This is a genomic window from Proteus columbae, from assembly GCF_009914335.1.
GTDB lineage: Bacteria > Pseudomonadota > Gammaproteobacteria > Enterobacterales > Enterobacteriaceae > Proteus.
Genome location: NZ_CP043925.1, coordinates 840,594 through 865,304, shown reverse-complemented (window position 1 = coordinate 865,304; position 24,711 = coordinate 840,594). Strand labels below are relative to the sequence as shown.

The following is a 24,711-nucleotide window of genomic DNA, read 5'->3' as shown; positions in this document are numbered from 1 at the left end:
CAATGACGGATTAACAGTAAAATGACATCGTTTTAGAATACGCTGTATGTTTTTCAGCGTTACATGAATGACTATGCATTTCAGAAGAAAACATGGGGAGAGTATAACATCGAACAAGTTATTTACTTAACTGATATAAGCAATATTTTTGTTAAAATGAGAAACTTTTAATGATCACAACCTAAGATACTTGTTTTATGGATTTTATATTGTTCTATAACTGACAAATATTATATATAACTTTTATATTGAATATATTTACAATTAATAACATCTATTTTCTGTTATTTTAATAAATCTTTATTATCACTAAGAAAAGTCTAAAAATTATCACCAATCAATTAGATAGCGTTTCTCTTAATGATTATAAATTAATCACAAACCATTAATTTCCTATATTCTTCATAAGCATAATGATCGGTCATTCCACTGATATAATCTTGAATTAATCTTGTACGATAATAAAACTCTAACATTTTTCCTTTTTCAGAATTTATATCATCTAGCTTTTCTAACATCTCGTTATAAGCCAGTTTATGCTTAACAGAAAGCTTATGATATAAACGCGTCTCAATTACATATTTAGGATGTTCATTATATTTATGCAATCTTAAAAAATCTTCCGTTGATAATAAAAGCAAGGGCTTATAGATATCAAGTAATCCACTGATCACGCGATATCCTTTCATTTCAAGCTCTTCAACTTCAGGATGGCTAAATACCCATTTTTTAGCGACACTTTTTAATGTCGTTAATAAACGATGTTCCGCACTATTTCCTTCAAGCAAGGCATGATTAAAGCTCCCTTCATAAACTTGGGGAAGGTTTTTTATAAAACGGTACGCCGTATAAGGCACTAATTTTCCAGTAATATAAACTCGTAAATACATAAAAAACTGGTCTTGCATACTGCGTTTGGCTTCATTTTGATCGACTTTTTTATAAGCACGATTCACAGTAATATCGAATAAATCACCTTCAATCACATCACCATTTTCACGCCATGCATCTCGTAAAAGGTGAACAAGGCGGTTGATATCAAAAATCCCCTTTTCTACCGCATCATCTAAATCCGCAATACAATAAGAGATGTCGTCAGCCGCTTCCATAATATAAGTGAGAGGAAAGCGACAAAATTCACCCATATCTAATTTTTCTTGCACTTCTTTTACGAATGCTAATTCAGACCAGTAATACCCCGGTTTTTTCATTAAATAGCTATATTCTTTAGGCACTTCCCCTTGCCAATAAGCAGGACGGGTATATTTCAATACACAACCTATTTGAGCATAGGTTAAATTCAATTTAAGCAGATGATGCGCCATTCGAATAGCTTGAGCATTCCCTTCAAATTGACATAAATCTTGGCGTAAAGTTTGTCGCAATTCATTTAATTGCACTTTAGCTGAATACTGCATAGGAATAAAAGGACAACTATCGAATTCGGCTGTCGCCTCTGGTGATAATACTTTTTGAAACCAATGCTTAATCGCGGCTTCACCAAAATGTCCAAAAGGCGGGTTACCAATATCATGCATTAAGCACGCCATTTCAATTAAGCTTTCTAAACTATCAATACGATCACTTAAACCATATTCTTCAAGCTTATTTTGTTTCTTTAATTCGCCAATAATCTGTTTAGCGATATAACGCCCAATTTGTTGAACTTCAAGAGAATGAGTAAGACGGCTACGTACAGCAGAATTTTGCTCTAGGGGAAATACTTGCGTTTTTTGTTGTAAACGACGAATAGCGGCTGAGTTAATAATACGTCCACGATCACTTTCAAATTGACGAGAAACCTGTATTTCATCGTTAATATCGATATCACTGCTGTTATATTTGCGTTGATAATTTAACTTCAGCTTAAAATCGATCATTTCTGTCCTCTTTCTGGTTTCGATGAAACGAATTCTCTATTCTTTGTGTTATATCGTGTTTTTCCGATAGATGTTAAACTCTATTTAAATTTCTATTTATTATTAACCTACAAGTGAGTATGACACAATGAGAGTTGGCGTAATAGGTGCAATGGAGCAAGAAGTCACACTTCTGCGTGAGAAAATTGAAGATTGCCAAATCTTATCTCGTGGCGGCTGTGAAATCTATACAGGCACAATCAACGGTGTTGATGTTGCATTATTAAAATCAGGTATTGGTAAAGTTGCAGCGGCGATTGGTACAACATTATTACTTGAGCATTTTCGTCCTGATGTCGTTATCAATACTGGCTCTGCGGGTGGCTTAGACTCAAGATTGAATGTTGGTGATATCGTTGTTTCAACGGAAGTTCGCTATCACGATGCAGATGTTACTGCGTTTGGTTATGAACCTGGTCAAATGGCACAATGTCCTCCTGCTTTTATTGCTGAACCCAAACTTGTTCAAATAGCAGAAGAATGTATTGAATCGCTAAAATTAAATGCTGTTCGCGGTTTAATTTGTAGTGGTGATGCCTTTATTAATGGCGCTGAACCTTTAGCCCGTATTCGTCGCACATTCCCAGATGTTGCAGCCGTAGAAATGGAATCGACCGCGATTGGCCATGTTTGCCATCAGTTTGGTACACCATTTGTTGTGGTTCGTGCTATTTCTGATGTAGCAGATAAAGAATCGCACTTAAGTTTTGATGAGTTTTTATCTGTTGCTGCAGAACAATCAAGCTTAATGGTGACAGCGATGTTGGATAAATTAAAAGACTAATTAAGTCGAGATAATCCTAATATCGCTTTATCAATACCCCGCCTTTATTTTTTACTTATTCTAAGATAAAAAACAGGTGGGTATTTTTTACTATTGGAAAAGTAATGCGTTTATTTATCAATTTTTGGTTATTACTCTGTTCATTATTTTGGTTCAAGTTCGCCATTGCTATCACGCCTGCTGATCGTGTTATTACACTATCACCATCTGCCACTGAAATGGCTTATGCCGCAGGTATGGGTGATAATATTGTCGGAGTTAGTGCTTACTCTGATTATCCAGAGGATGCTAAAAATATTGAACAAGTTGCCAATTGGCAAGGTATTAATATAGAGCGCATTCTATTATTAAAGCCTGATTTAGTGATTGCATGGCAAGGCGGTAATCCACAACGTTCATTAGATCAATTAAAAGCTTTGGGTATTTCTATCATTTATTCTGATCCACAAAGTATTGAAGAAATCGCAGACGATCTCGTTACTCTTTCCAATTATAGCCATCATCCTGATATAGCATTAAAAAATGCCCAACAATTGCGCCAGCAATATCGAGCGTTACAGCAAAAATATGTATCAAATATATCGAATCACCCTAAAAAAAAGGTGTTTATTCAGTTTGGGATGCAACCTTTATTTACGACATCAGCTCGCACATTACAGAGCCATATTACAGCGCTTTGCGGTGGGGAGAATATCTTTGCTAATAGCCCTGTCACTTGGCCTCAAGTAAGTCGTGAGCAAGTACTTACAAAGCGACCTGATTTGATTATATTCAGTGGTAAAGCAGAGCAAATACCTACCGTACAAACATTTTGGCAACCCCAGCTTACTGTTCCAGTTATTGCTATTGATGAAGACAGTTTTAGTCGCTCTTCACCACGTATTATTAATGCAGCACAGCAAATCTGCGAAGCCATCGCTAATAATGAATGAGTGATTTTATGAAATAAGCTCAGAAAGAATAAAGAAGAGAAAAAAATTTTAACCAACAGACAAAAGTCGTGAGCAAGCAAGCAGTGCAACAAGGCAGACAGCGCGCAGTAAGCGGAGCATACATTAGTATGTGAGCATTACGAGCACTGCTCTAACGCCGTGGCACTACTGCACAGCCACGACGCCAAAGAAGATAAACAGCACAAAGCATTACGAGCGGTGCTATAACGCCACAGCACTACTGCACAGCCACGACGCCAAAGAAGGATCAGATACTGAAAGAAGAGCCGCAACCACAGGTACTCTTAGCATTAGGATTAGTTACAATGAAACGCGACCCCTCTAACCCTTCGGTATAATCCACACAACCGCCCACTAAATACTGCAAGCTCATAGGATCAACCACTAAGGCAACACCTTGTTTTTCTATGGTCATATCGCCTTCGTTCATTGCATCATCAAAGGTAAAACCATACTGGAATCCGCTACAACCGCCGCCCGTGATATAAACACGTAAACGCAGATTTGGATTTTCTTCATCTGCAATCAGATCTTTTACTTTATTTGCAGCCGCGTCAGTAAATTGTAACGGCAGAGCCATATCATCACTCATTGTTCACTCCAGACTGGGTATTCCAGCAAAAAAACAGCCAGCAAAAATTTATCTTTCTTGCTGATATAATGTGATGATTATCTAATACCTGCTCATAACCTTCAAGTTTGTTGTGGACAAAATACACTTTTTGCTACCTATCACTTTTTACGATAAATCACGTACTCACAATAACAGTGATAAATCAAAATCTTGTTGCCGTGTATTTGGCTTCATCTGCGCGGTGCTTTAGAATACGCCTTAATCTTACGCTCACCCATCATTAGGAGTCTGACATGAGCAAGTCTGAAACGCTTTATAATCTCGCACAACAAGTGATCCCCGGCGGTGTCAACTCACCTGTTAGAGCATTTAACGGTGTAGGTGGAACCCCTCTTTTTATTGAACGTGCTAATGGTGCGTATATTTATGATGCCGACGGACGCGCTTACCTTGACTATGTTGGCTCATGGGGACCGATGGTATTAGGACACAACCACCCTGCTATTCGTGATGCAGTGACTGATGCGGTACAAAAAGGTTTAAGCTTTGGTGCCCCAACAGCCGCTGAAGTTGAAATGGCAAACCTAGTCACTGAACTTGTGCCATCAATGGACATGGTTCGTATGGTGAACTCGGGCACAGAAGCAACAATGAGCGCCATTCGCCTTGCTCGTGGCTATACTGGACGTGACAAAATCATCAAATTCGAAGGTTGCTATCACGGTCACGCTGACTGCTTATTAGTAAAAGCAGGCTCTGGCGCATTAACGATGGGACAACCTAATTCACCAGGTGTACCTGCTGATTTTGTCAAACACACCTTAACTTGCACTTACAACGACTTAAACTCTGTACGCCAAGCATTTGAAAACTATCCTGAAGAAGTCGCTTGTATCATCGTGGAGCCCGTTGCTGGCAATATGAACTGTGTACCACCTAAAGCGGACTTCTTACCAGGTTTACGTGCGTTATGTGATGAGTTTGGTGCTTTACTGATTATTGATGAAGTTATGACAGGCTTTCGCGTGGCATTAGGTGGCGCACAAGCCTATTACGATGTTGATCCTGACTTAACGTGCCTTGGTAAAATCATCGGTGGAGGTATGCCAGTGGGTGCTTTTGGCGGACATATGGATGTAATGTCTAAACTCGCGCCAATTGGCCCTGTTTATCAAGCAGGAACCTTATCAGGCAACCCTATTGCAATGGCAGCGGGTCTAGCGTGTTTACACGAAGTTTCACAGCCAGGTGTTCATCAAACATTAGATGAGCTAACAACGATGCTAGCTGACGGTTTACTTGAGAAAGCTCAACAAGCAGGCATTCCAATGGTTATCAACCATGTTGGTGGTATGTTTGGTCTATTCTTTACTGATGCGAAAGAAGTCACTTGCTACCAAGATGTGATGAATTGTGATGTCGAGCGCTTTAAACAATTCTTCCACTTAATGCTGGAAAAACGCGTCTACCTTGCGCCTTCTGCATTTGAAGCGGGCTTTATGTCTATCGCTCATACAAAAGAAGATATTCAACGCACTATTGATGCGGCGGAATATGCTTTTGGAAAAATGAAAGGCTAGTTTAAATATCCCTTTATAAAAGCCAGTTAGTTCACAATTGTGAAGTGACTGGCTTTTTATTATTGGCTTTAGCCAGTTTAAGTCGCGTCAGCGTCTTAAATCATAACCACCCGTTTTACGGGCGGTTATGATTTCTTTTTCCTATCCAATATCAATAGAAGTATCATTTTTGACATCTTTGAATTAAATTCAACCCATTGTTGCCATAATGACTTTAAAACACAAATCGAAGCGTCATATTTGATACTTTCGTGTTAAATTTAATCATTTATTGCCATGGTGGCTTTAAAATACGACTTAAAGTATCATATTTGATACTTTGCTTATTTTTTAGAGAAAATATATGCTCTCGTCACAATCAAAATAGGAAAAAGTATCAAAAATGAGCCTTAATAAAATTTTGAAGACAATCGATGATTTATCAGCTGAAGAAAAAACAAGGCTATTCTTAGAATTAAACTCTAAGCAAAAATCAAATAACTATCGTTATTTCAATGAGATATGCAACCCTGAAAAATCACTTAATCTATTTGCACTAGAAGAGCATGAGATTAAAAAAATCATTACCTTAGAGCTAAAAAAGCAAGGCATTACCTATGAAGAGATGGCTATGCAAATTGATGTATCTATAGCCACTTTTAAACGAATAGTTGCCAAGCCATTAATGGCAAAAACGATTAATCTTCATTCTTTATTGAAAGAACTTGGATTTAAATTATGCCTCGAAAAATAGAAGTCTGGCTTTATGAAAAGCCTGCTGGTGTTTTAAGTGAAGAAGAAAATGGGTTTATTTTTCACTATTATGATAACTACACAGGCAGAGCAATATCTTTAAGTATGCCTGTTAGAACAGAGCATTATTGGAGTGAAGAATTACACCCTTTTTTTAAAGGGCTAGCACCAGAAGGATGGTTACGTAAACGTTACTCTGAAATTCAAAAAATTGATGATAAAGATTTGTTTGGTCTATTAATGAAAAATGGTAATGACTTATTAGGGGCTGTTGTACTTAAAGAGATAACTTTATGAATTTACAACATTGTTTAATCAATCTAAACAAATTACAGGGGTCGGAATTAGACTCAGGCTATTCTCTGCTCGGAATAAAATCTCTTTTTAGCAATAAAGATATGATCCTGAATTTACCCTTTACACGTAGTCAATTCATTCAAGAATTACCTGAACGCCAAAAAGGGATGAGCATTTCAGGTTATCAGCCAAAACTCTCACTATATGTAAAAGATAACATTCTACAAGTCATTAATAATAACGGTACTTATATCCTCAAACCTTCACCTGAAGAATATCCTTATCTCGCTGAAAATGAACATGCGACCATGATGGTAATGCAACGACTAAAATTTAGTATTCCACCATTTGGTCTTTTTCGTTTTAAACAAGAAGATGGAAAGCCAGAAGAATTTGCTTTTGTTATTAAGCGATATGATCGTATTGGTTCTGATGCAGTTCGATTGCATCAAGAACAATTAGATGGTGCGATGGGAATAAATGATAAATATGGGCTTTCTGAGGGCAAAAAGGCTGTTAGCTATGAATCTGCTGCAAAATATTTAATCACCAATGTAAATAATAGTCTTAAAAGTAAACGAGATATCTTTCTGCGTATCGTTTATGCCTATGTTTTAGGAAACAATGATTACCACTTAAGAAATATGGGTATCATTTTACCTGATAACGCGCCTCCATCACTAGCGCCAGTTTATGATTTTGTCAGTGTTGTCCCTTATCCTTCAGCTTTTACAGAATATCTTGCACTCCCATTACTTGCATTAGAAGAAAACGATATAGACACAGCTCCAGGATTAAATTCAAAATATGGTGAGTATATTGGTTTTGATTTCATTCTACTGGCGGAACATATTGATATTAACCTTAAACTTGCTCAAAAATGGCTAGGCGATATTATAAATAGTCACCAACTCATTATTGATACATATAATGAAAGCCATATGCCAGAAGAACATAGAGAATTAGTCTTAGCTTATGTAGCTAGAAGAATAAACTTACTCAAAATAACTACGCTATAGCAACAAAAAAACAAACGGCACTTATGTGCCGTTTTGATTTGATCTAACCTACGTGATGACTTACTCAGAAAACAGATCTTGTAACCACTTTGGCGCGCCACTTTCATCGGTATCTTGCTGAACGGGCGTACACAATCCATCTGGGTTTGATGTCCATACTGGCAATGTACGCACTCCACCGCCATAACAAGCAAAGTTACCTTGAGCATCAACAGACATCTCTGCGATATCTTCTGGTGCTGGTGGATTTAATTTCAACGGTGCCTGATTCTCTAAATAGTTACGATATAGCAATAATGCTCCTGTTGAACCCGTTAAATTCGTTGGACCATTATTGTCACGACCCATCCATGAAATCGTCACTTCTTTGCCGTCAATCCCCGCAAACCAACTATCACGTAAATCGTTAGTGGTACCCGTTTTACCCGCAAGGTTGTAATTACCAAATTTTGGTTTTAATACACGCCATGCTGTTCCTGAATTCACCACTTGTTGCATACCAAATAGCGTCATATAAGCCGCTTGAGGTGAAACAGTGGTTTCCGCTTGAGGATAACTTTGATAAAGCACTGTACCATCTTGAGCAATAACCGAGCGCAATGATGATAGTTTTGCACGATTACCTAAACTACCAATTGTTTGGAAGGTTTGAGCTACTTCCATTGGTGTTAAGTTTAATGCACCCAATAGCATCGCGGGTACTTTTTCCAGATTTTCCGCTGGTGCGCCCAAGTTAATCCAAGTTTGAATTACTCGATCTAATCCGACTTCTAAACCAAGATTTACAGTAGGTATATTGCGTGAGGTTGCTAATGCATCCACCAGCATTAATTTGCCTTTATAACCGCGATCATAGTTACGGGGTTGCCAAGGCTTACTCCCCGGAATAGGCACTGAAATAGGTTCATCAGCAAGCCATGTATTTAAACGAAAACGATCAGGCTCACTTAATGCCGTTAAATATGTGGCAGGTTTTGCCAGAGAGCCAATAGAACGACGTGCTGATAATGCGCGGTTAAAGCCCGCATATTGTGGTTGAGAGCCCCCTACTAACGCCCTAACTTCACCACTTAAACGGTCAACAACCACCATTGCCCCTTCAAGATCGTCTATTTTACGTGTTTTACGTAAATCAGCGACACCCACTTCAACCGCTTTTTCAGCCGCGTCTTGCGAGACAGGATCTAATGTTGTGAAGATTTTCGTACCCGATAAATCTTTTACTTTATCGCCTAGGGTTGTTTGTAACTCTTGGCGAACCAATTGCATAAACGCAGGTTGAGGTGTTAACGCTTCACTGCGTGGCTTCACTCCTAAAGGACGCGCACTAAGCACATTATAAAGCTCTTGGTCAATTATCTCTTGGGTTTCCAGTAATTTTAACACTACATTACGGCGCTCTAACGCCGCTTTTGGATTACGCCAAGGGTTATAAGCTGATGCACCTTTAACCATACCCACTAAAAGCGCTTGCTGATCAAGGCTTAGTTCATCAACGGGACGACCAAAATAATAAAGGCTAGCTAATGGGAAACCACGGATCTGTTCATCACCACTTTGCCCTAAAAAGACTTCGTTAAGATACAGCTCTAAAATGCGATCTTTGCTATAACTCGCATCCATAATGATTGCCATATAGGCTTCATTAAGCTTTCTTTTTAGCGTTCTTTCGTTAGTCAAAAATAGGTTTTTCACTAACTGTTGCGTTAAGGTACTACCGCCTTGAACCGCTTTACCCGCAGTAAAATTCGCTAATACAGCACGACCAATAGAATACAGGCTGATACCGTCATGCTCATAGAAGCGACGATCTTCTGTTGCAATTAACGTATCCACTAATAACTGTGGAAATTTGTCTCTCGCTAAGAATAAACGTTGCTCACCATTTGCAGATTGCATCATGGTAATCAGCTTAGGATCAAGACGGAAAAAGCCAAATTGGCGCTGATTATCCATGTTAGTGATACTAACAAGTGAATTTTGCTCAAAGGCTAATTTAGCTAAAATTTGCTCTTCACGACCATCAGGGAAATCAAATGGTCGGCGCAACATTTCAATGGTGTTGCCTCTTACCACAAACTCGCCAGGACGTGTGATTTTGTTAACATTGCGGTATTGCATACCCTCAAGTAAGCTCACCATCTCTTTTTGGCTATAATTCATGCCCGGTTCTAAGTTAACGGTACGTCCGTAAACCGCAGCAGGTAATTCCCAAACATTGCCATCAAGGCGCTCTTTGATTTGAGAATGTAAATAAACACCATAAATGCCCATTAAAACCGCAACCACAATGGCGATTTTGACAAATAACCAAAACCAAGAACGACCTCTTTTGGTTTGTTTCGCTGGTCTTTTCTTTCTACTCATGAACTGTATCTCTCATTAAAACCCCTTTATCACGGGATAAAGAAGCCTAACATTGTCGCTATTTTTCTGTGTTATCCCACAAGAAAGCTCTCAAATACGAATAAAACTAGAGCATATTGATCTGGGGTGAAACTAATATTCATTTATTGGCTATATTTTTTTACTCGCCGAGTCGGTGCCGTATTCGCTGGATCATCAGGCCATAAATGCTTTGGATAGCGCCCTTTCATCTCTTTTTGCACCTCTTTATAACTTCCTGCCCAAAACGTGGCCAAATCTTGTGTTTTTTGGATAGGACGATGTGCTGGTGACAATAATTCCATGACAACAGGCAATTGACCATTCGCAATAATAGGGCTTTGTTGTTCGCCATAAACTTCTTGAATACGAATAGCAATCACAGGCGGCAACTCCAAATCATAATTGATAATCACTTTTGTCCCTGTCGGCGCCAAATAATGCGTTGGAAATAAGCTTTGAAGCAACTGATTTTCATGCCATGTTAATTGATTTTTAATAATCGTATTAATATCAATTTGTTGTAATGCTTTTAATGTCTGAACTTCTCCAAGTTCAGGTAAGAGCCATGTTTCTAAAGTTTCAAGTAACACAGCTTCTTCTAAATCAGGCAATAAAGCTTCTGGACACCACTTTTTCGCTAAAGAAAGACGAATAAAAAACTGTTGGGTCTCTTCACTAAGTGCTAAAGCACTTAAGCCGTTCTCTCTTAACCAATTCAATAACGCTTGTTGCATTTGCTGTTTATTGGGCTTGTCGAGTTGACGCTGACTTAAGGTTAATCGCCCTAATTGACGTTGTTGCCATGCAACTAACGTACCGCGTTTTTCATCCCATTCAACCGTGGTATTATTTTCAATAAGCTTAGGAAAGGTAGCTGATATTTCATCAATATCAATAGGCAAAGCTAATAAAATACGGACATCAGCATAATGTGCATTTTGCAGTAATAATGGCGCTAAAATCCACGGTGCATTACTCATAGATTGCGTGTCATCCATCATAGCACCTTGCCCATTTGCTAAACGAAAACGCCCTTGATTATCACGATTTTTAGCAATCCTATCAGGAAATCCTACTGCTAATAATGAACCTAATAATTCCGAGCAAAACGTTCCTTTTCGATGTTGAGAGAGCTGTTTTTCACGTCGAGACCAAAAGGTGTTTTTTTGTTGTGCAATCCACTCTAGATTAATTTCTTGTCCTCTTGGTGGCTCTTCTAAAATTGCACATAGACGTGCGGCAGTAACAAGATGATTATCACTTTGCTCACTCGCATAATCTAAAATTGCTGCTAATCGAGGCTCAATGCCCCATTGCGCCATACGTGAACCTCGTGGTGTTAATCCACCTTGTTTATCTATCGCACCCAAACGATACAATAACTCTTTAGCGGCATGTAATGCTTGTGGTGTTGGGGTATCCAACCAGCTCAACTGATTAATATCACGACATCCCCACTGCAAAACAGAAAGCCATAACGATGATAAATCACTGCTCAATATTTCAGGCAATTGATGAGAAGCAACGCGCTCTGCTTGTTCTTGGCTTATTAAATGCCAGCAAATACCTGCCTCAAGACGCCCTGCTCGCCCAGCCCTTTGCGTTTGTGATGATTGACTAGTTCGTTGACGCAATAAGCTAGTGACACCACTTTTCAAATCAAATTGAGCACGCTTTTCAATAGCACTATCAAGGACTAAACGAATTCCTTCAATGGTAAGACTCGTTTCTGCGATATTGGTCGCAAGAACGACTTTCCGATAACCTTTCTCTGTGGGTTCAATCGCTTTTTGTTGTTCAGCTAATGAAAGCGCACCATAAAGAGGAAATAACAAAACATTGTTATCTATTTTATCTTTTAGAATGTCGGCAACACGCACGATTTCGGCACTACCCGGCAAGAAAATCAGCATGGAACCCGATTCTTGCGCAAGTAATCGTAAAGCCATAGTGGCAATTTCTTGCTCAAAGGGTTGATGTGTATTAATAGGAAAATAGACTCGTTCTACAGGATAGCTACGGCCTTCAGCGCTGATCATAGGAGCATCAGGTAATAATGCGGTGAGCTTTTGATTATCCAATGTTGCTGACATAATCAACACACGCAAATCATCACGTAATCCCATTTGTACATCGAGCAATAAAGCCAATGCTAAATCAGCCTGTAAACTGCGTTCATGAAATTCATCTAAAATCACAAGGCTTACGCCAGCCAACTCTGGATCTTGCTGTAACATACGGTTTAATACCCCTTCTGTTACCACTTCAAGTCGAGTTTTTGAGCTGACTTTGCTTTCCGCTTTCATTCGATACCCCACCGTATTGCCAACTTCTTCATTTAGCTGACTGGCTAAACGATAAGCAATACTTTTGGCAGCAATTCGTCTTGGCTCTAATAAAATTATTTTGCCATCAAAGCAATTTTGCTCCAGTAAATAAAGGGGAAGCGCCGTGGATTTACCTGCACCAGTGGGAGCATGAAGTAAAACTTGTGGGGATTGTTTTAACGCAGCAACGATTTTTTCTGTTACATCAAAGATTGGCAATAAATGCACACAGGCTCCATGATTCATTAACTTTCTTGGCTTGGCATTGTAGCATTAGCGCTTTATTAAAGGTCATATTTTCCTCGGAGTCATTATGAAATTTGAGCAACCGCTACAATCCGCCACTTTACTAAAACGATATAAGCGTTTTTTAGCAGACGTTGTCACCCCAAATGGGGAAGAATTCACGCTCCATTGCGCCAACACTGGCGCAATGACGGGATGTGCGACTCCCGGTGATACTGTTTGGTATTCCACCTCTTCAAATGCAAAAAGAAAATACCCGCACAGTTGGGAACTTACACAGACCCAAACCGATGATTGGATTTGTGTAAATACCTTAAGAGCAAACGGTATTGTTGCAGATGCCATTGAAGCAGGAGACATTCCAGAATTATCTGAATATGACGAGATAAAACGAGAAGTGAAATACGGTAGTGAGAACAGTCGTATTGACATTTTACTTAAATCAAATCATAAAGTTGACTGTTATATTGAAGTGAAGTCAGTCACCTTACTCGACAACGGTATGGGTTATTTCCCTGATGCAAAGACAGAACGTGGCCAGAAACATCTTAGAGAGTTGACCGCTATCGCAAAATTGGGTTTAAGGGCTGTCTTATTCTACGCAGTTCCCCATACTGGCATTGTGGAAGTGACTGTTGCTAAAGAGATTGACCCTAACTATGCTTCACTGCTAAAAGAAGCGAGTGATGCAGGGGTTGAAATCTTGTGTTATCGCATCAATATTAGTGAATACAATTTAACAATTGGACAGCAATTACCTTTTATTTCAAATAGTTAATTGAAACGCATGGCATTAGTTAAGCATTTTTTAACTAAAAAGGGACATTTACTTGCGTGCCTTCACACCATGAGAAAACTTATTGAAGGAATAATTGCTATCCTCGCGGGCATCTGCTATTTATAGCGCCCTATTTTTTCCCCTTCCTGTTTTGAAGGTGGGGATTATTCAGAAATGCGTATGTAGGAGAAGCATTATGCAAGAAGGGCAAAAGCGTAAAACATCGTCCATGAGCATTCTCGCTATTGCTGGCGTTGAGCCATATCAGGAAAAAGCGGGCGAAGAGTACATGAACGAAGCCCAATTAGCGCATTTTAAGCTAATACTTGAATCTTGGCGCAATCAGCTCAGGGATGAAGTCAACCGCACCGTTACTCATATGCAAGATGAGGCGGCAAACTTCCCAGATCCCGTTGACCGTGCTGCACAAGAAGAAGAATTCAGTCTTGAGCTGCGTAACCGTGATCGTGAACGTAAACTCATTAAGAAAATCGAGAAAACACTGAAAAAAGTCGAAGATGATGACTTTGGTTTCTGTGAATCTTGTGGAGTGGAAATCGGCATTCGCCGTTTAGAAGCTCGTCCTACAGCAGATTTATGTATCGACTGTAAGACATTAGCTGAAATCCGTGAAAAACAGATGGCTGGCTAATAATGAGCAAACGCCTCAGCCTAATACGTTGAGGCGTTAATCTGAATCTTTCGATGCACGAGATTACAGACTATATTGGGCGCTTTGCGCCATCGCCAACGGGTCAACTTCATTTTGGCTCATTGGTTACTGCACTTGGCAGTTATCTTCAGGCTCGCGCACACCACGGGCGTTGGCTTTTGCGCATCGATGATATCGACCCTCTTAGAGAACCTCCCGGCACTGCATCCCAAATTATTCGTACATTAGAACATTATGGTTTGTTCTGGGATGAAGAGATCCTCTATCAATCGCAACGCCATGATGCTTACCGTGAGATTTTACACACTCTTTGGAAAGAGGGTGTCTGCTATCACTGTCATTGTAGCCGTCATCGTTTACATGACTTAGGGGGTGTGTATGATAACCACTGTCGTCATCGCGAGCCACTCACAAATAATGTTACACCTTTTGATAAAGAGAGTGCATGGAGGTTGATCCAACAGCATCCTGTTTATCATTTTGAAGATGTCATTCAAGGTACATATTATTCAAAGAGTACGTCTATCGTGTTAGAAGATATGATTATTCACAGAAAAGATAACTTATTTGCGTATAATCTAGTGACGGTGATTGATGATAGTTATCAGGGTGTAACCGAAGTTGTTAGAGGTGCCGATCTACTTGATCCCACGTTGCGACAAATCAGTTTACATAAACAACTGAATTTACCTATTCCGCGTTATGCTCATTTACCTTTAGCAATAAATCATGACGGTAATAAATTATCAAAACAAAATCACGCACATGCGTTACCAGATACTGATCCAAGACCCGTCATTATCGATGCTTTACGGTTTCTTAATCAGCCTATTATTGCGGGTTGGCAAGATTATTCGTTAGCATCATTGTTAGAGATTGCGATAGCGCAGTGGTCACCTTCTGAGATTTTAAAACAAAATCATCAGCAACAAGGGTATGAATAAACCACACAAAGCATTCTCAAAAAATGTTCAGTAGGCTATGATTAGCCGCTTAATTTTTTAATTATTAGATTTTATTATTCGAGGTGTCATATTTTTAATCGAGTAGCACATTTCTGCCGTAATCTGCTAGGGCGACAAACAACGTCATCAGACACACAACCGGTAGCGAGTGAAAGGCCAGTCACTGCATCTGACCGACCAATACAAGAAACACAGAAACCTGTGCGTCGGCGTCCTGCTATATCCGCAGACCGTCCCCGTAAAAAAAAGAGTAATAAAGAAAAGGCGAACGGGAGTGATTTGCCAATGACTGTGATCCCAAGAGATCAACACCCAATTTCACGTAACGACATCAGTGATAATGCATTAAAAGTGCTTTATCGCCTAAATAACTCTGGCTTTCAGGCTTATTTAGTTGGTGGCGGTGTCCGTGACTTATTACTGGGAAAAAAACCAAAAGATTTTGATATTGCCACTAATGCAACACCTGAAGATGTACGTCGATTATTCCGTAACAGCCGTTTAGTCGGTCGTCGTTTCCGTCTTGCTCATATTATGTTTGGCCCTGAAGTGATTGAAGTTGCGACTTTTCGCGGCTCTCATGAAGATCATGAAGTTTCAGACAATAACCAATCCCAGCAAGCACAAAGCGGTATGTTACTGCGCGACAATATTTTTGGCTCAATAGAAGAAGATGCCATCCGTCGTGACTTTACATTAAACAGCCTCTATTACGGTGTTGATGATTTTGCTGTACGTGATTACGTTGGCGGTTTAGCGGATCTGAAAGCGGGTATTATTCGCTTAATTGGCGATCCTGAAACGCGCTATCGCGAAGATCCCGTCAGAATGCTTAGAGCCATTCGCTTTGCTAGTAAATTGGATATGCAAATTGCGCCAGAAACCGCAGAGCCAATTGCCAGACTTGCTCCTTTATTACGTAATATTCCATCGGCTCGTCTTTTTGAAGAATCGCTGAAATTATTACAAACGGGGCAAGGATACAAAACTTACAAGTTAATGTGTCGTCATCAATTACTTGAGCCGCTGTTTCCGCTGATTGCATCTAAAATGACAGAGCAACATGATACGCCGATGGAGAGAATGCTAGATCAAGTTCTCAAAAACACAGACTACCGCATCAATAAAGAGATGCGAGTCAATCCGGCGTTCTTATTTGCGGCGATGCTGTGGTATCCATTAATTGAACATGCCGAAAAATTAGTCCAAGAAAGTGGTCTTTCTTACTATGACTCTTTCTCTATGGCGATGAACGATATTTTAGATGAGCAATGCCGTACTATTGCGATACCAAAACGTATTACCACAACAATGCGTGATATCTGGCAATTACAGCAACGTTTGCCTAAACGCCAAGGTCGTCGTGCGAATAAATTACTTGAGCACCCTAAATTCCGTGCAGCATTCGATTTACTGGAATTACGTGCCAATGTACAACACAATCCAGAGCTTCAAGCGTTAGCGGGCTGGTGGGCTGATTTCCAAGCCTCTAACAATACGCAACAGCGCTCAATGGTCTCTGAATTAGGCCAAGCACCCGTTCGTAAACGTCCGCGTCCACGTAAACGCCCTCGTCATCCAAGTGCAAAACCAGCATCAAGACACGAGAACACCAATGAGTAAACAGAAAAAACGTGTTTATATCATTTTAGGTAGCAATTTGGATTCACCTGAAAATCAGGTGAATTCAGCGATTAAGGCAATCAGTGAGATCCCACAAACAACATTGATTGCACAATCATCTTGGTATCGTACTCGCCCAATGGGACCACAAGATCAGCCTGATTATCTTAATGTCGCTGTTGCGGTTGATACAACGTTAGCACCTGAAGAGTTGCTTAATAACACACAAGCGATTGAATTAGCGCAAGGTCGTGTTAGAAAAGAAGGCAACCGTTGGGGCCCAAGAACGCTTGATCTTGATATTATGTTATTTGGTGATGACGTGATCCAAACCGAGCGATTAACCGTACCTCATTACGGGCTTAAAGTACGTGAATTTATGCTTTATCCATTAGCGGAATTAGCACCCGACCTTCGCTTTCCCGATGGTGAGTTATTAGCAGATAGATTGGCGTTAGTGCCTGAAAATGGCATGGAAAAGTGGTAATTTCACACTAGTACGTTCTTAATGCTAAAGGTTGATACTGTAAAAAATATAAACAGTATCAGCCTATCTCTTCTCTTTTACTTTCCCTCAATTTTTCAAACACATCTCTCCTCCTCAATCTCTAAACTCTTTTATATTTATTTTTCACATATAGGCAATTGATAAATATAAATAAAAATTATCATTTATTATTTTTCATTACTCATTTAATTACTTTTTCTTCGTTTTTAGTCCTTAAATGCTACAATCGAAAGCGGCTTTATTTTGATGATCTAACATTTTCTTTAATAAACAAACAATTATGTGAAGTAATTAATTTTATCTACACACAAAAAATGACAATGATGGAGTTTGTTACAATGAAACCCACTACGCTTTCAACGCTGAACCGCTATAAGCAAGAAAAGAAAAAATTCGCCACAATCACCGCTTATGATGCAAGTTTTGCTCGCCTTTTTGCACAAGAAGGTATTCAAGCCATGCTGATTGGTGATTCATTGGGTATGACATTACAAGGCCATAATAGCACCTTGCCTGTCACCGTTGAACAAATTGCCTACCACACTCGTTGTGTAAGAGCTGGTGCGCCTAATGCTTTCTTGATTGCAGATATGCCGTTTATGTCTTACTCCACTCCTGAGCAAGCTTGTCTTAATGCCGGCATTCTGATGCAAGCAGGAGCTAATATGGTGAAGATTGAAGGTGGAAGTTGGTTAATTCCTACCGTTAAAATGCTCACTGAGCGTGCGGTTCCTGTCTGTATTCATTTAGGTCTAACACCACAATCTGTCAACGTCTTTGGAGGTTATAAAATCCAAGGTAGAGAGCACGATGAAGCCGAGCAATTGAAGCAAGATGCCATCGCCCTTGAAAATGCGGGTGCTCAATTGGCGGTATTGGAATGTGTTCCTGTTACTCTGGCTAAAACAATTACAGACGCATTAACGATGCCTGTTATTGGTATTGGGGCAGGTAATGTCACAGATGGGCAAATTCTTGTTATGCATGATTTATTAGGCTTAACCCCTCAAGCCCCTAAGTTTTCAAAAGACTTTTTACAAGAAGCAGGCTCCTTAAAAGGTGCGGTTAGTCTTTATGTTCAACAAGTTGAACAAGGCCTGTTTCCAGAAGAAAAACATTCATTTAACTGATTTATTATCTTAATTATCAATATTGTTTAAAGGAGTCACGCCGTGCTAATTATTGAAACTACGCTTATCTTACGCAGAGAAATCAAGCGATTAAAGCAAGAAGGTAAACGCATTGCATTGGTTCCAACGATGGGTAATCTGCATGAAGGTCACCTAAAATTAATTGAAGAAGCGCGTATTCACGCAGATGTTGTGATCACATCTATTTTTGTTAACCCACTTCAATTTGATAGAGAAGCGGATTTAGCAAATTATCCTCGTACTTTACAAGAAGATTGCGAGTTACTGCGTGATAAACATGTCGATATTATCTTTGCGCCTTCAGCAAAAGAAATGTATCCACACGGTATGGAAAATCAAACTACTGTTGATGTTCCTGTATTATCTACCGTATTAGAAGGCGCAAGCCGTCCTGGTCATTTCCGTGGTGTCACGACAGTTGTCAGTAAGCTTTTTAACCTTGTACAACCTGATGTTGCGATGTTCGGTGAAAAAGACTTCCAACAACTGCAAATTATCAAAAAGATGGTAAGCGATTTATGTATGGATATCAGCATCGTTCCTGTTGCTATCGTACGTGACAAAAATGGTTTAGCGCTCAGTTCGCGCAATCGTCTATTATCTGATAACGAAAAACAACAAGCCCCTGCACTTTATCAAGCGATGCAAGAAATTGCAGAACAACTAAAGTCGGGTAATCATGATGTTAATCAGCTACTGCAAAATGCAAAAAACACCTTAGAGCAGCAAGGTTTTCGTGCAGATGACTGCTTTATTTGTGATGCGGATACACTCACACCATTAAATGAAGAGAGCCATCGGGCTGTGATTTTAATGGCTGCATGGCTAGGTAATACACGCTTGATTGATAACCAGCAAGTTAACCTTGTTTAATATTCATTATTAGAAAAATAGGAAACACAACAATGCTACGCACTATGTTACAAGGCAAACTTCATCGCGTAAAAGTCACACAAGCTGATCTTCACTATGAAGGCTCTTGCGCAATTGATCAGGATTTTATGGATGCCGCAGGCATTCTTGAAAATGAAGCGATTGATATTTATAACGTTGATAATGGTGAGCGTTTTTCAACCTATGCCATTTGTGCCGAAAGAGGCTCTCGGATTATTTCAGTCAATGGAGCAGCTGCGCGTCGTGCCGCCGTTGGTGATCGCTTAATTATTTGTTCTTATGTGCAAATTCCTGATAGTGATGCGCGTAGCCATAAACCTAATATTGCTTATTTTGAAGATAACAACGAGATGAAACGTATTGCAAAAGCGGTTCCTGTTCAAGTTGCTTAATCAATAAGAAATAACACATTTCCCCATAAACAGAGGTTCCCTGTTTATGGGGAATTATCACCTGAATAACAAATAATCTATTATTATTATTTGCTTGTCACGATTCACCACGACAAAAACGAGACATAAGATTCAAAACCGTGTTTCTTCTCCATTTTTCCTCGCTTATCTTTCTGTAGCTTGTTATAAATCATATAAGTATTGTCTGACTACTCTCTGACTAATAAAAAATTATGATAAAAGTTGCTTTAGTAGATGATCACATTGTTGTGCGTTCTGGATTTGCACAGCTCTTAATGTTAGAACCCGATATTCATATCGTGGGTGAATATTCTAATGGGCAAGAAGCATGGCCTTATTTAGCACATGATGATATTGATGTTGCTGTGATGGATCTCTCTATGCCTGGCGAAAGTGGTCTACAACTCCAAAGTCGCTTAAAACAAAAGCGCCCTGATTTTCGTACCATTATTTTAAGTATCTACGATACGCCCGCTTTTGTTCAAAGTGCATTAGATTCGGGCGCTCGCGGTTATTTAACAAAACGCTGTGGCCCTGAAGAGTTAGTACAAGCCGTACGCGCTGTACATCAAGGTGGCTGTTATCTTTGTTCTGATGCAATGAAAGCGTTACGACAAACACCCGAAAAAGAAGATGCATTACATACGTTAACACCTCGAGAAAGAGAGATTTTCAATCTTTTAGTTCAAGGCGTTAATGTCAAAACAATTGCGGTACAACTTAACCTTAGCCACAAAACCGTTCACGTTCATCGAGCCAATGTACTTGGTAAATTAAGCTGTGAAACCACTATCGATCTGGTTCATTTCGCCTTAAAAAATCAATTGATTACAGGCTCGCTGTAAAATGAAAAGGGGACTGCGTTTTTTTCTTCAATCCCTCTTTTTATTACTCACCTACTCTTTACTTTGGCTATCACTTTGGGTGATTGGATTCTATTTAAGTAAAAACGGGCAACAAGCCGCCCTTTTCTTACCTCAAGGTCTACGATTAGCCCTAATAATTTTACTTTGGCGGCGTTTTTGGTTACCGATGTTATTTGCCGAATGGGGGCTTTATTACTGGTTAGCGCAAGAGCAATTAATTACCCACGCCATTATTTATCTCTCACCAATACTAAGCCTTATTATCGCGTTAGAAGTTCAGCGTATTTGGTGGCGATATCCTCTTTATTGGCAACGCCTAACCCTATTAATTAGTGCCGTTGGCTTTAATAGCCTGCTACAAGCCTTTATTCTTGGTTTTGTAATTAATACCACCAGCGGTATTTTCCTGACATCCGTTACTGGTGGAATATTACTCGCCCCTTTTGTTTTTTTACTTTATGAATATCTACGCGAATTACAAAGTCGCACTTTAGTCTCTGACGGCACACTCGATCCGCCATTAAGAACCTCCTTACTCATGTGGGGATTTCTATTTTGCCTTATCGGATTAAGTGCACAGTTTTTCTTAACACCCGAAATAGAACGCTTATTAGTTATTCTTGTTTTTATCCCTAATGTATTTATGGCGTATCGTTATGGCTGGCAAGGCGGCGTATTATCCGCAATATTAGGTAGTTTAATTATTACCTTTGCTCGACAAGTTAATGGCGCGTTTAATGACTTACGTGAGTTAGAAATGTTTTTAACTACGCAAGCTATTATTGGCATTGGTTTAGGGATAGCAATAAGCCGTCAACAGCAATTAGCCCATAATTTACGTCACTATCGATTACGCCTAGAGCAAGAACTTCAAGCTAGACGCGAACTAATGGAGCAACTTGTTCACACCGAAGAAGATGTGAAAAAAGCCATTGCTCGTGAATTACATGATGAGATTGGGCAAAATATTACAGCCATCCAAATTCAATCAATGTTAGTAAAAAAGATGGCTGATAACGATAAAACGCGCCAAACAGGGGAACAAATCGAACGGCTTGCACTGCAAATTCATCAATCTACACGTCAACTACTCCGACAATTACGTCCGCCTGTTTTAGAAGAAATGTCGCTTGAAAAAGCCCTTCACCATTTAATTAATGAGTTTGCTTTTAATGACAACGGCATCATCTGTAATTTTAATTACTCGTTAGATAAAGAGCCTGAAAACGAAACTATTATTTTTACCCTCTACCGTTTAGTACAAGAGCTGTTAAACAACATTAGTAAACACGCCAACGCGACCTATATCCAAATCTCACTGACTCAAAACCAAAATCGATTACGACTGATGATTAGTGATAATGGTATTGGCATGTTACCCACATCATTATCAGCACAACAAAGTAGTGGCTTTGGGTTACGCGGGATTGAAGAACGCATTCGCGCTTTAGGTGGAGAATGGGAAGTGGTAAATCATCACGGTACGAAAATAATTGTTAACTTACCCACAAATTCAAAAGAAAACAGTGAAAACTAAGAATAAGTCTTAGTCATCTACAACCTTATCTCATTCTTTTTCGCGACATTTTTTTTACATTTGCAACATCAAAGAGGATGTTATGTCAGGTAAAAATTCGGCATCAATAAATAAGACCTATAACTTTTGGCGCAAAAATTTAATGCTGTCGATGATTATTGGTTATGCCACCTTCTACCTCACACGTAAAAGCGTCAACTTTGTGATGCCCGTTATGCAAGTTGAATTGAATTTAGATAAAGGAGATATCGGTTGGATAGCCAGCCTTTTTTATCTCACTTACGGTTTATCTAAATTTGTTTCTGGTATTTTCCACGATAAGTGGGGATACCGCTGGTTTATGGGTGTGGGATTAGTAATGACAGGCATTATGAATATTATCTTTGCCTATTGTCTTTCGTTTCCTGCACTGCTTTTGGTCTGGGCACTAAATGGTTTCTTTCAAGGCTTTGGATGGCCACCTTGTGCAAGGTTGTTAACACACTGGTATTCACGCAATGAACGTGGCTTCTGGTGGGGATTATGGAATATCTCAATCAACCTTGGCGGGATGAGTCTTCCCATTTTAACTGCGTGGCTAGCGACGCATTATAGTTGGCAAGTCGCACTACTTGTTCCCGGTATTATCGGTATCATCGTCGGGCTATGGTTGTGTGTACGATTAAAAGGGACTCCCGCAGAGGAAGGACTTCCTACTGTGGGTGTATGGCGGCGCGATGTGTTTGAATTACGTCAAGAACAAGCCTCTCCGCCTAAACCTATGCTAACTATTTTGAAAGAGAGCATTTTATTTAACCGAATGATTTGGTTGCTGGGTTTTTCTTATATTTTAGTTTATCTCATACGTATGGCGATAAACGATTGGGGAAATATCTGGTTATCAGAGACACATGGCGCCAATTTATTAAGTGCAAATGCCATTCTTTCTTTGTTTGAAGTAGGTGGCTTGCTCGGGGCGTTATGTTCAGGCTGGGGCTCGGATTTATTATTCCGCGGCCAACGAGCACCAATGATATTGCTGTTTTCACTAGGGCTTTTTACCGCAGTAACAGCACTTTGGTTAATTCCAATTCATCATTATGCGTTACTCGCAGCCTGTTTTTTTAGTATCGGTTTTTTTGTGTTCGGACCACAGATGTTAATCGGGCTTGCTGCAACAGAATATTGCCATAAAAACGCAGCAGGCACGGTAACTGGCTACTTGGGATTGTATGCCTATTTAGGGGCGGCAATGGCAGGTTGGCCATTAAGTCAGGTCATGGCGCATTATGGTTGGACTGGGATGTTTGTATTATTAACCAGTGCTGCGGCCTTAATGGGACTCTTACTAATGCCGTTGTTGATTGCTGATGTTAGCAAACAAGAGCATTCAGTTGGTCCACTTTCATTTTCCGATGACGACACATTTAAAAGGTTCTGAACATGAAATTGAAAACCCTCTCTACACTCGTTGCTGCTGGTCTGGCTCTTTCTGCGGTTAGCTTATCAACAAATGCGGCTGGTCGCTTAGTCGTTTACTGTAGTGCGACAAATGCGATGTGTGAAGCTGAAACAAAAGCCTTCGCCGAAAAGTATGATGTTAAAACTACCTTCGTTCGTAATGGTTCAGGGAGTACTTTAGCTAAAATTGAAGCTGAAAAACGTAATCCACAAGCTGACGTTTGGTATGGCGGTACAATGGATCCTCACTCACAAGCGGGTGAAATGGATCTGCTAGAGCCTTACGTTTCTCCTAATCTCGATCAGATCATGCCACAATTTCGTGATCCAGCTAAACGCAAAGGAAACTACTCTTCTGCGGTCTATGTCGGTATTTTAGGTTTTGGCGTCAACAAAGATCGCTTAAAAGAAAAAGGCATTGCTATTCCAACCTGCTGGAAAGATTTAATTAAGCCTGAATACAAAGGCGAAATTCAAATTGCTGATCCACAAAGCTCAGGTACGGCTTACACTGCACTGGCAACCTTTGATCAATTATGGGGCACTGAACAAGCCTTTGATTATCTAAAGAAAATCAATACAAATATCTCTCAATACACCAAATCAGGTATTGCTCCCGCACGAAATGCAGCCCGTGGTGAAGCAGCCATTGGTATTGGCTTCCTACATGATTACTCATTAGAAGTTGAAAATGGCGCTCCACTTGAATTGATTTCACCTTGTGAAGGTACAGGGTATGAAATCGGTGGTGTCAGTATCATTAAAAATGCCCGCAATATGGATAACGCAAAATTATTCGTAGATTGGACACTCTCAAAAGAAGCTCAGGAAATTAGCTGGAAAGAAGGTAAATCTTACCAAATTCTAACCAATACCTCGGCTGAATCTTCACCAATGGCACTGAAATTATCAGACTTAAAACTCATTAACTACGACATGGATAAATATGGCGATAGTGAAGTACGTAAGGAACTGATTAATAAGTGGGTTACCGAAGTAAAAATGGGTAAATAGCCCATTAACAGAGCGAGATAACCTCTCGCT

22 protein-coding genes are annotated in these 24,711 nt (G+C 39.7%); 18 read left to right on the top strand and 4 right to left on the bottom strand.

Annotation, left to right across the window (positions count from 1 at the left end; translation table 11 throughout):
• Positions 1–371: 371 nt before the first annotated feature.
• Entirely contained in the window at positions 372–1,880 is a 1,509-nt protein-coding gene (gene dgt / locus F1325_RS03990; RefSeq protein ID WP_109371546.1) for a dGTPase, read from the bottom strand.
• A 127-nt stretch (positions 1,881–2,007) separates the two neighbouring features.
• Between dgt and mtnN the strand changes: the two genes are divergently transcribed.
• Both mtnN and btuF read left to right on the top strand, forming a co-directional pair.
• Entirely contained in the window at positions 2,008–2,703 is a 696-nt protein-coding gene (gene mtnN, locus F1325_RS03985; RefSeq protein WP_109371548.1) for a 5'-methylthioadenosine/S-adenosylhomocysteine nucleosidase, read from the top strand.
• 104 nt (positions 2,704–2,807) lie between these two features.
• Positions 2,808–3,635, top strand: coding sequence for a vitamin B12 ABC transporter substrate-binding protein BtuF (gene btuF, locus F1325_RS03980; protein ID WP_109371550.1), 828 nt, complete (start codon positions 2,808–2,810; stop codon positions 3,633–3,635).
• A gap of 268 nt (positions 3,636–3,903) precedes the next feature.
• Here the strand turns inward: btuF and erpA are convergent, their stop codons facing one another.
• Complete coding sequence (gene erpA / locus F1325_RS03975; RefSeq protein ID WP_006534944.1) at positions 3,904–4,248, bottom strand: iron-sulfur cluster insertion protein ErpA; 345 nt, start codon at positions 4,246–4,248, stop codon at positions 3,904–3,906.
• 275 nt (positions 4,249–4,523) lie between these two features.
• On the opposite strand from erpA, the gene hemL reads away from it, so the two are divergent.
• The 4 genes from hemL (at position 4,524) to F1325_RS03955 (ending at position 7,858) form a co-directional block, all read left to right on the top strand.
• The gene (gene hemL / locus F1325_RS03970; RefSeq protein ID WP_109371552.1) at positions 4,524–5,810 is read left to right on the top strand and encodes a glutamate-1-semialdehyde 2,1-aminomutase; all 1,287 of its coding nucleotides are present in this window, start codon (positions 4,524–4,526) and stop codon (positions 5,808–5,810) included.
• A 382-nt stretch (positions 5,811–6,192) separates the two neighbouring features.
• Positions 6,193–6,543 (top strand): transcriptional regulator, encoded by a 351-nt coding sequence (locus F1325_RS03965; RefSeq protein WP_109371554.1) that lies wholly within the window; start codon positions 6,193–6,195, stop codon positions 6,541–6,543.
• Complete coding sequence (locus F1325_RS03960; RefSeq protein ID WP_109371556.1) at positions 6,528–6,839, top strand: HipA N-terminal domain-containing protein; 312 nt, start codon at positions 6,528–6,530, stop codon at positions 6,837–6,839. Before F1325_RS03965 ends, F1325_RS03960 begins: the two co-directional genes overlap by 16 nt.
• Complete coding sequence (locus tag F1325_RS03955) at positions 6,836–7,858, top strand: type II toxin-antitoxin system HipA family toxin (protein WP_160230024.1); 1,023 nt, start codon at positions 6,836–6,838, stop codon at positions 7,856–7,858. Before F1325_RS03960 ends, F1325_RS03955 begins: the two co-directional genes overlap by 4 nt.
• Positions 7,859–7,918: 60 nt before the next feature.
• Here F1325_RS03955 and mrcB read toward each other — a convergent pair whose 3' ends face one another.
• Both mrcB and hrpB read right to left on the bottom strand, forming a co-directional pair.
• Positions 7,919–10,225 (bottom strand): bifunctional glycosyl transferase/transpeptidase, encoded by a 2,307-nt coding sequence (mrcB, locus tag F1325_RS03950; protein WP_109371560.1) that lies wholly within the window; start codon positions 10,223–10,225, stop codon positions 7,919–7,921.
• Between the two features lie 143 nt (positions 10,226–10,368).
• Positions 10,369–12,801, bottom strand: coding sequence for an ATP-dependent helicase HrpB (gene hrpB / locus F1325_RS03945; protein ID WP_109372065.1), 2,433 nt, complete (start codon positions 12,799–12,801; stop codon positions 10,369–10,371).
• An 85-nt stretch (positions 12,802–12,886) separates the two neighbouring features.
• Between hrpB and sfsA the strand changes: the two genes are divergently transcribed.
• From sfsA to F1325_RS03885, 12 genes are all read left to right on the top strand, one after another.
• On the top strand, positions 12,887–13,597 hold the full coding sequence (gene sfsA / locus F1325_RS03940) for a DNA/RNA nuclease SfsA (protein ID WP_109371562.1): 711 nt from the start codon (positions 12,887–12,889) through the stop codon (positions 13,595–13,597).
• A gap of 196 nt (positions 13,598–13,793) precedes the next feature.
• Positions 13,794–14,249, top strand: a complete 456-nt coding sequence (dksA, locus tag F1325_RS03935) for an RNA polymerase-binding protein DksA (RefSeq protein WP_023580786.1) — start codon at positions 13,794–13,796, stop codon at positions 14,247–14,249.
• 53 nt (positions 14,250–14,302) lie between these two features.
• Positions 14,303–15,214 (top strand): tRNA glutamyl-Q(34) synthetase GluQRS, encoded by a 912-nt coding sequence (gluQRS, locus tag F1325_RS03930; RefSeq protein WP_109371564.1) that lies wholly within the window; start codon positions 14,303–14,305, stop codon positions 15,212–15,214.
• Between the two features lie 90 nt (positions 15,215–15,304).
• A complete protein-coding gene (pcnB, locus tag F1325_RS03925) occupies positions 15,305–16,858 on the top strand; it encodes a polynucleotide adenylyltransferase PcnB (protein WP_406588703.1) in 1,554 nt (517 codons plus the stop codon).
• Entirely contained in the window at positions 16,851–17,345 is a 495-nt protein-coding gene (gene folK, locus F1325_RS03920) for a 2-amino-4-hydroxy-6-hydroxymethyldihydropteridine diphosphokinase (RefSeq protein ID WP_109371568.1), read from the top strand. The genes pcnB and folK overlap by 8 nt, the downstream gene beginning before the upstream one ends.
• A 359-nt stretch (positions 17,346–17,704) precedes the next feature.
• Positions 17,705–18,496 (top strand): 3-methyl-2-oxobutanoate hydroxymethyltransferase, encoded by a 792-nt coding sequence (panB, locus tag F1325_RS03915; protein WP_109371570.1) that lies wholly within the window; start codon positions 17,705–17,707, stop codon positions 18,494–18,496.
• Between the two features lie 42 nt (positions 18,497–18,538).
• Positions 18,539–19,390: a pantoate--beta-alanine ligase gene (gene panC, locus F1325_RS03910; protein ID WP_160230023.1), complete on the top strand. Its 852-nt coding sequence runs from the start codon at positions 18,539–18,541 to the stop codon at positions 19,388–19,390.
• Positions 19,391–19,422: 32 nt separating this feature from the next.
• Positions 19,423–19,803, top strand: a complete 381-nt coding sequence (gene panD, locus F1325_RS03905; protein WP_064719124.1) for an aspartate 1-decarboxylase — start codon at positions 19,423–19,425, stop codon at positions 19,801–19,803.
• 233 nt (positions 19,804–20,036) lie between these two features.
• Positions 20,037–20,669 (top strand): response regulator transcription factor, encoded by a 633-nt coding sequence (locus tag F1325_RS03900; RefSeq protein WP_109371574.1) that lies wholly within the window; start codon positions 20,037–20,039, stop codon positions 20,667–20,669.
• A gap of 1 nt (position 20,670) precedes the next feature.
• Positions 20,671–22,227, top strand: coding sequence for an MASE1 domain-containing sensor histidine kinase (locus tag F1325_RS03895; RefSeq protein WP_160230022.1), 1,557 nt, complete (start codon positions 20,671–20,673; stop codon positions 22,225–22,227).
• Between the two features lie 82 nt (positions 22,228–22,309).
• Positions 22,310–23,647 carry an MFS transporter family glucose-6-phosphate receptor UhpC gene (gene uhpC, locus F1325_RS03890; protein WP_109371578.1) on the top strand — a complete coding sequence of 446 codons (1,338 nt, stop codon included), beginning with the start codon at positions 22,310–22,312 and terminating at the stop codon, positions 23,645–23,647.
• Between the two features lie 2 nt (positions 23,648–23,649).
• Positions 23,650–24,681, top strand: a complete 1,032-nt coding sequence (locus F1325_RS03885) for an ABC transporter substrate-binding protein (RefSeq protein ID WP_069368510.1) — start codon at positions 23,650–23,652, stop codon at positions 24,679–24,681.
• Positions 24,682–24,711 lie beyond the last annotated feature (30 nt).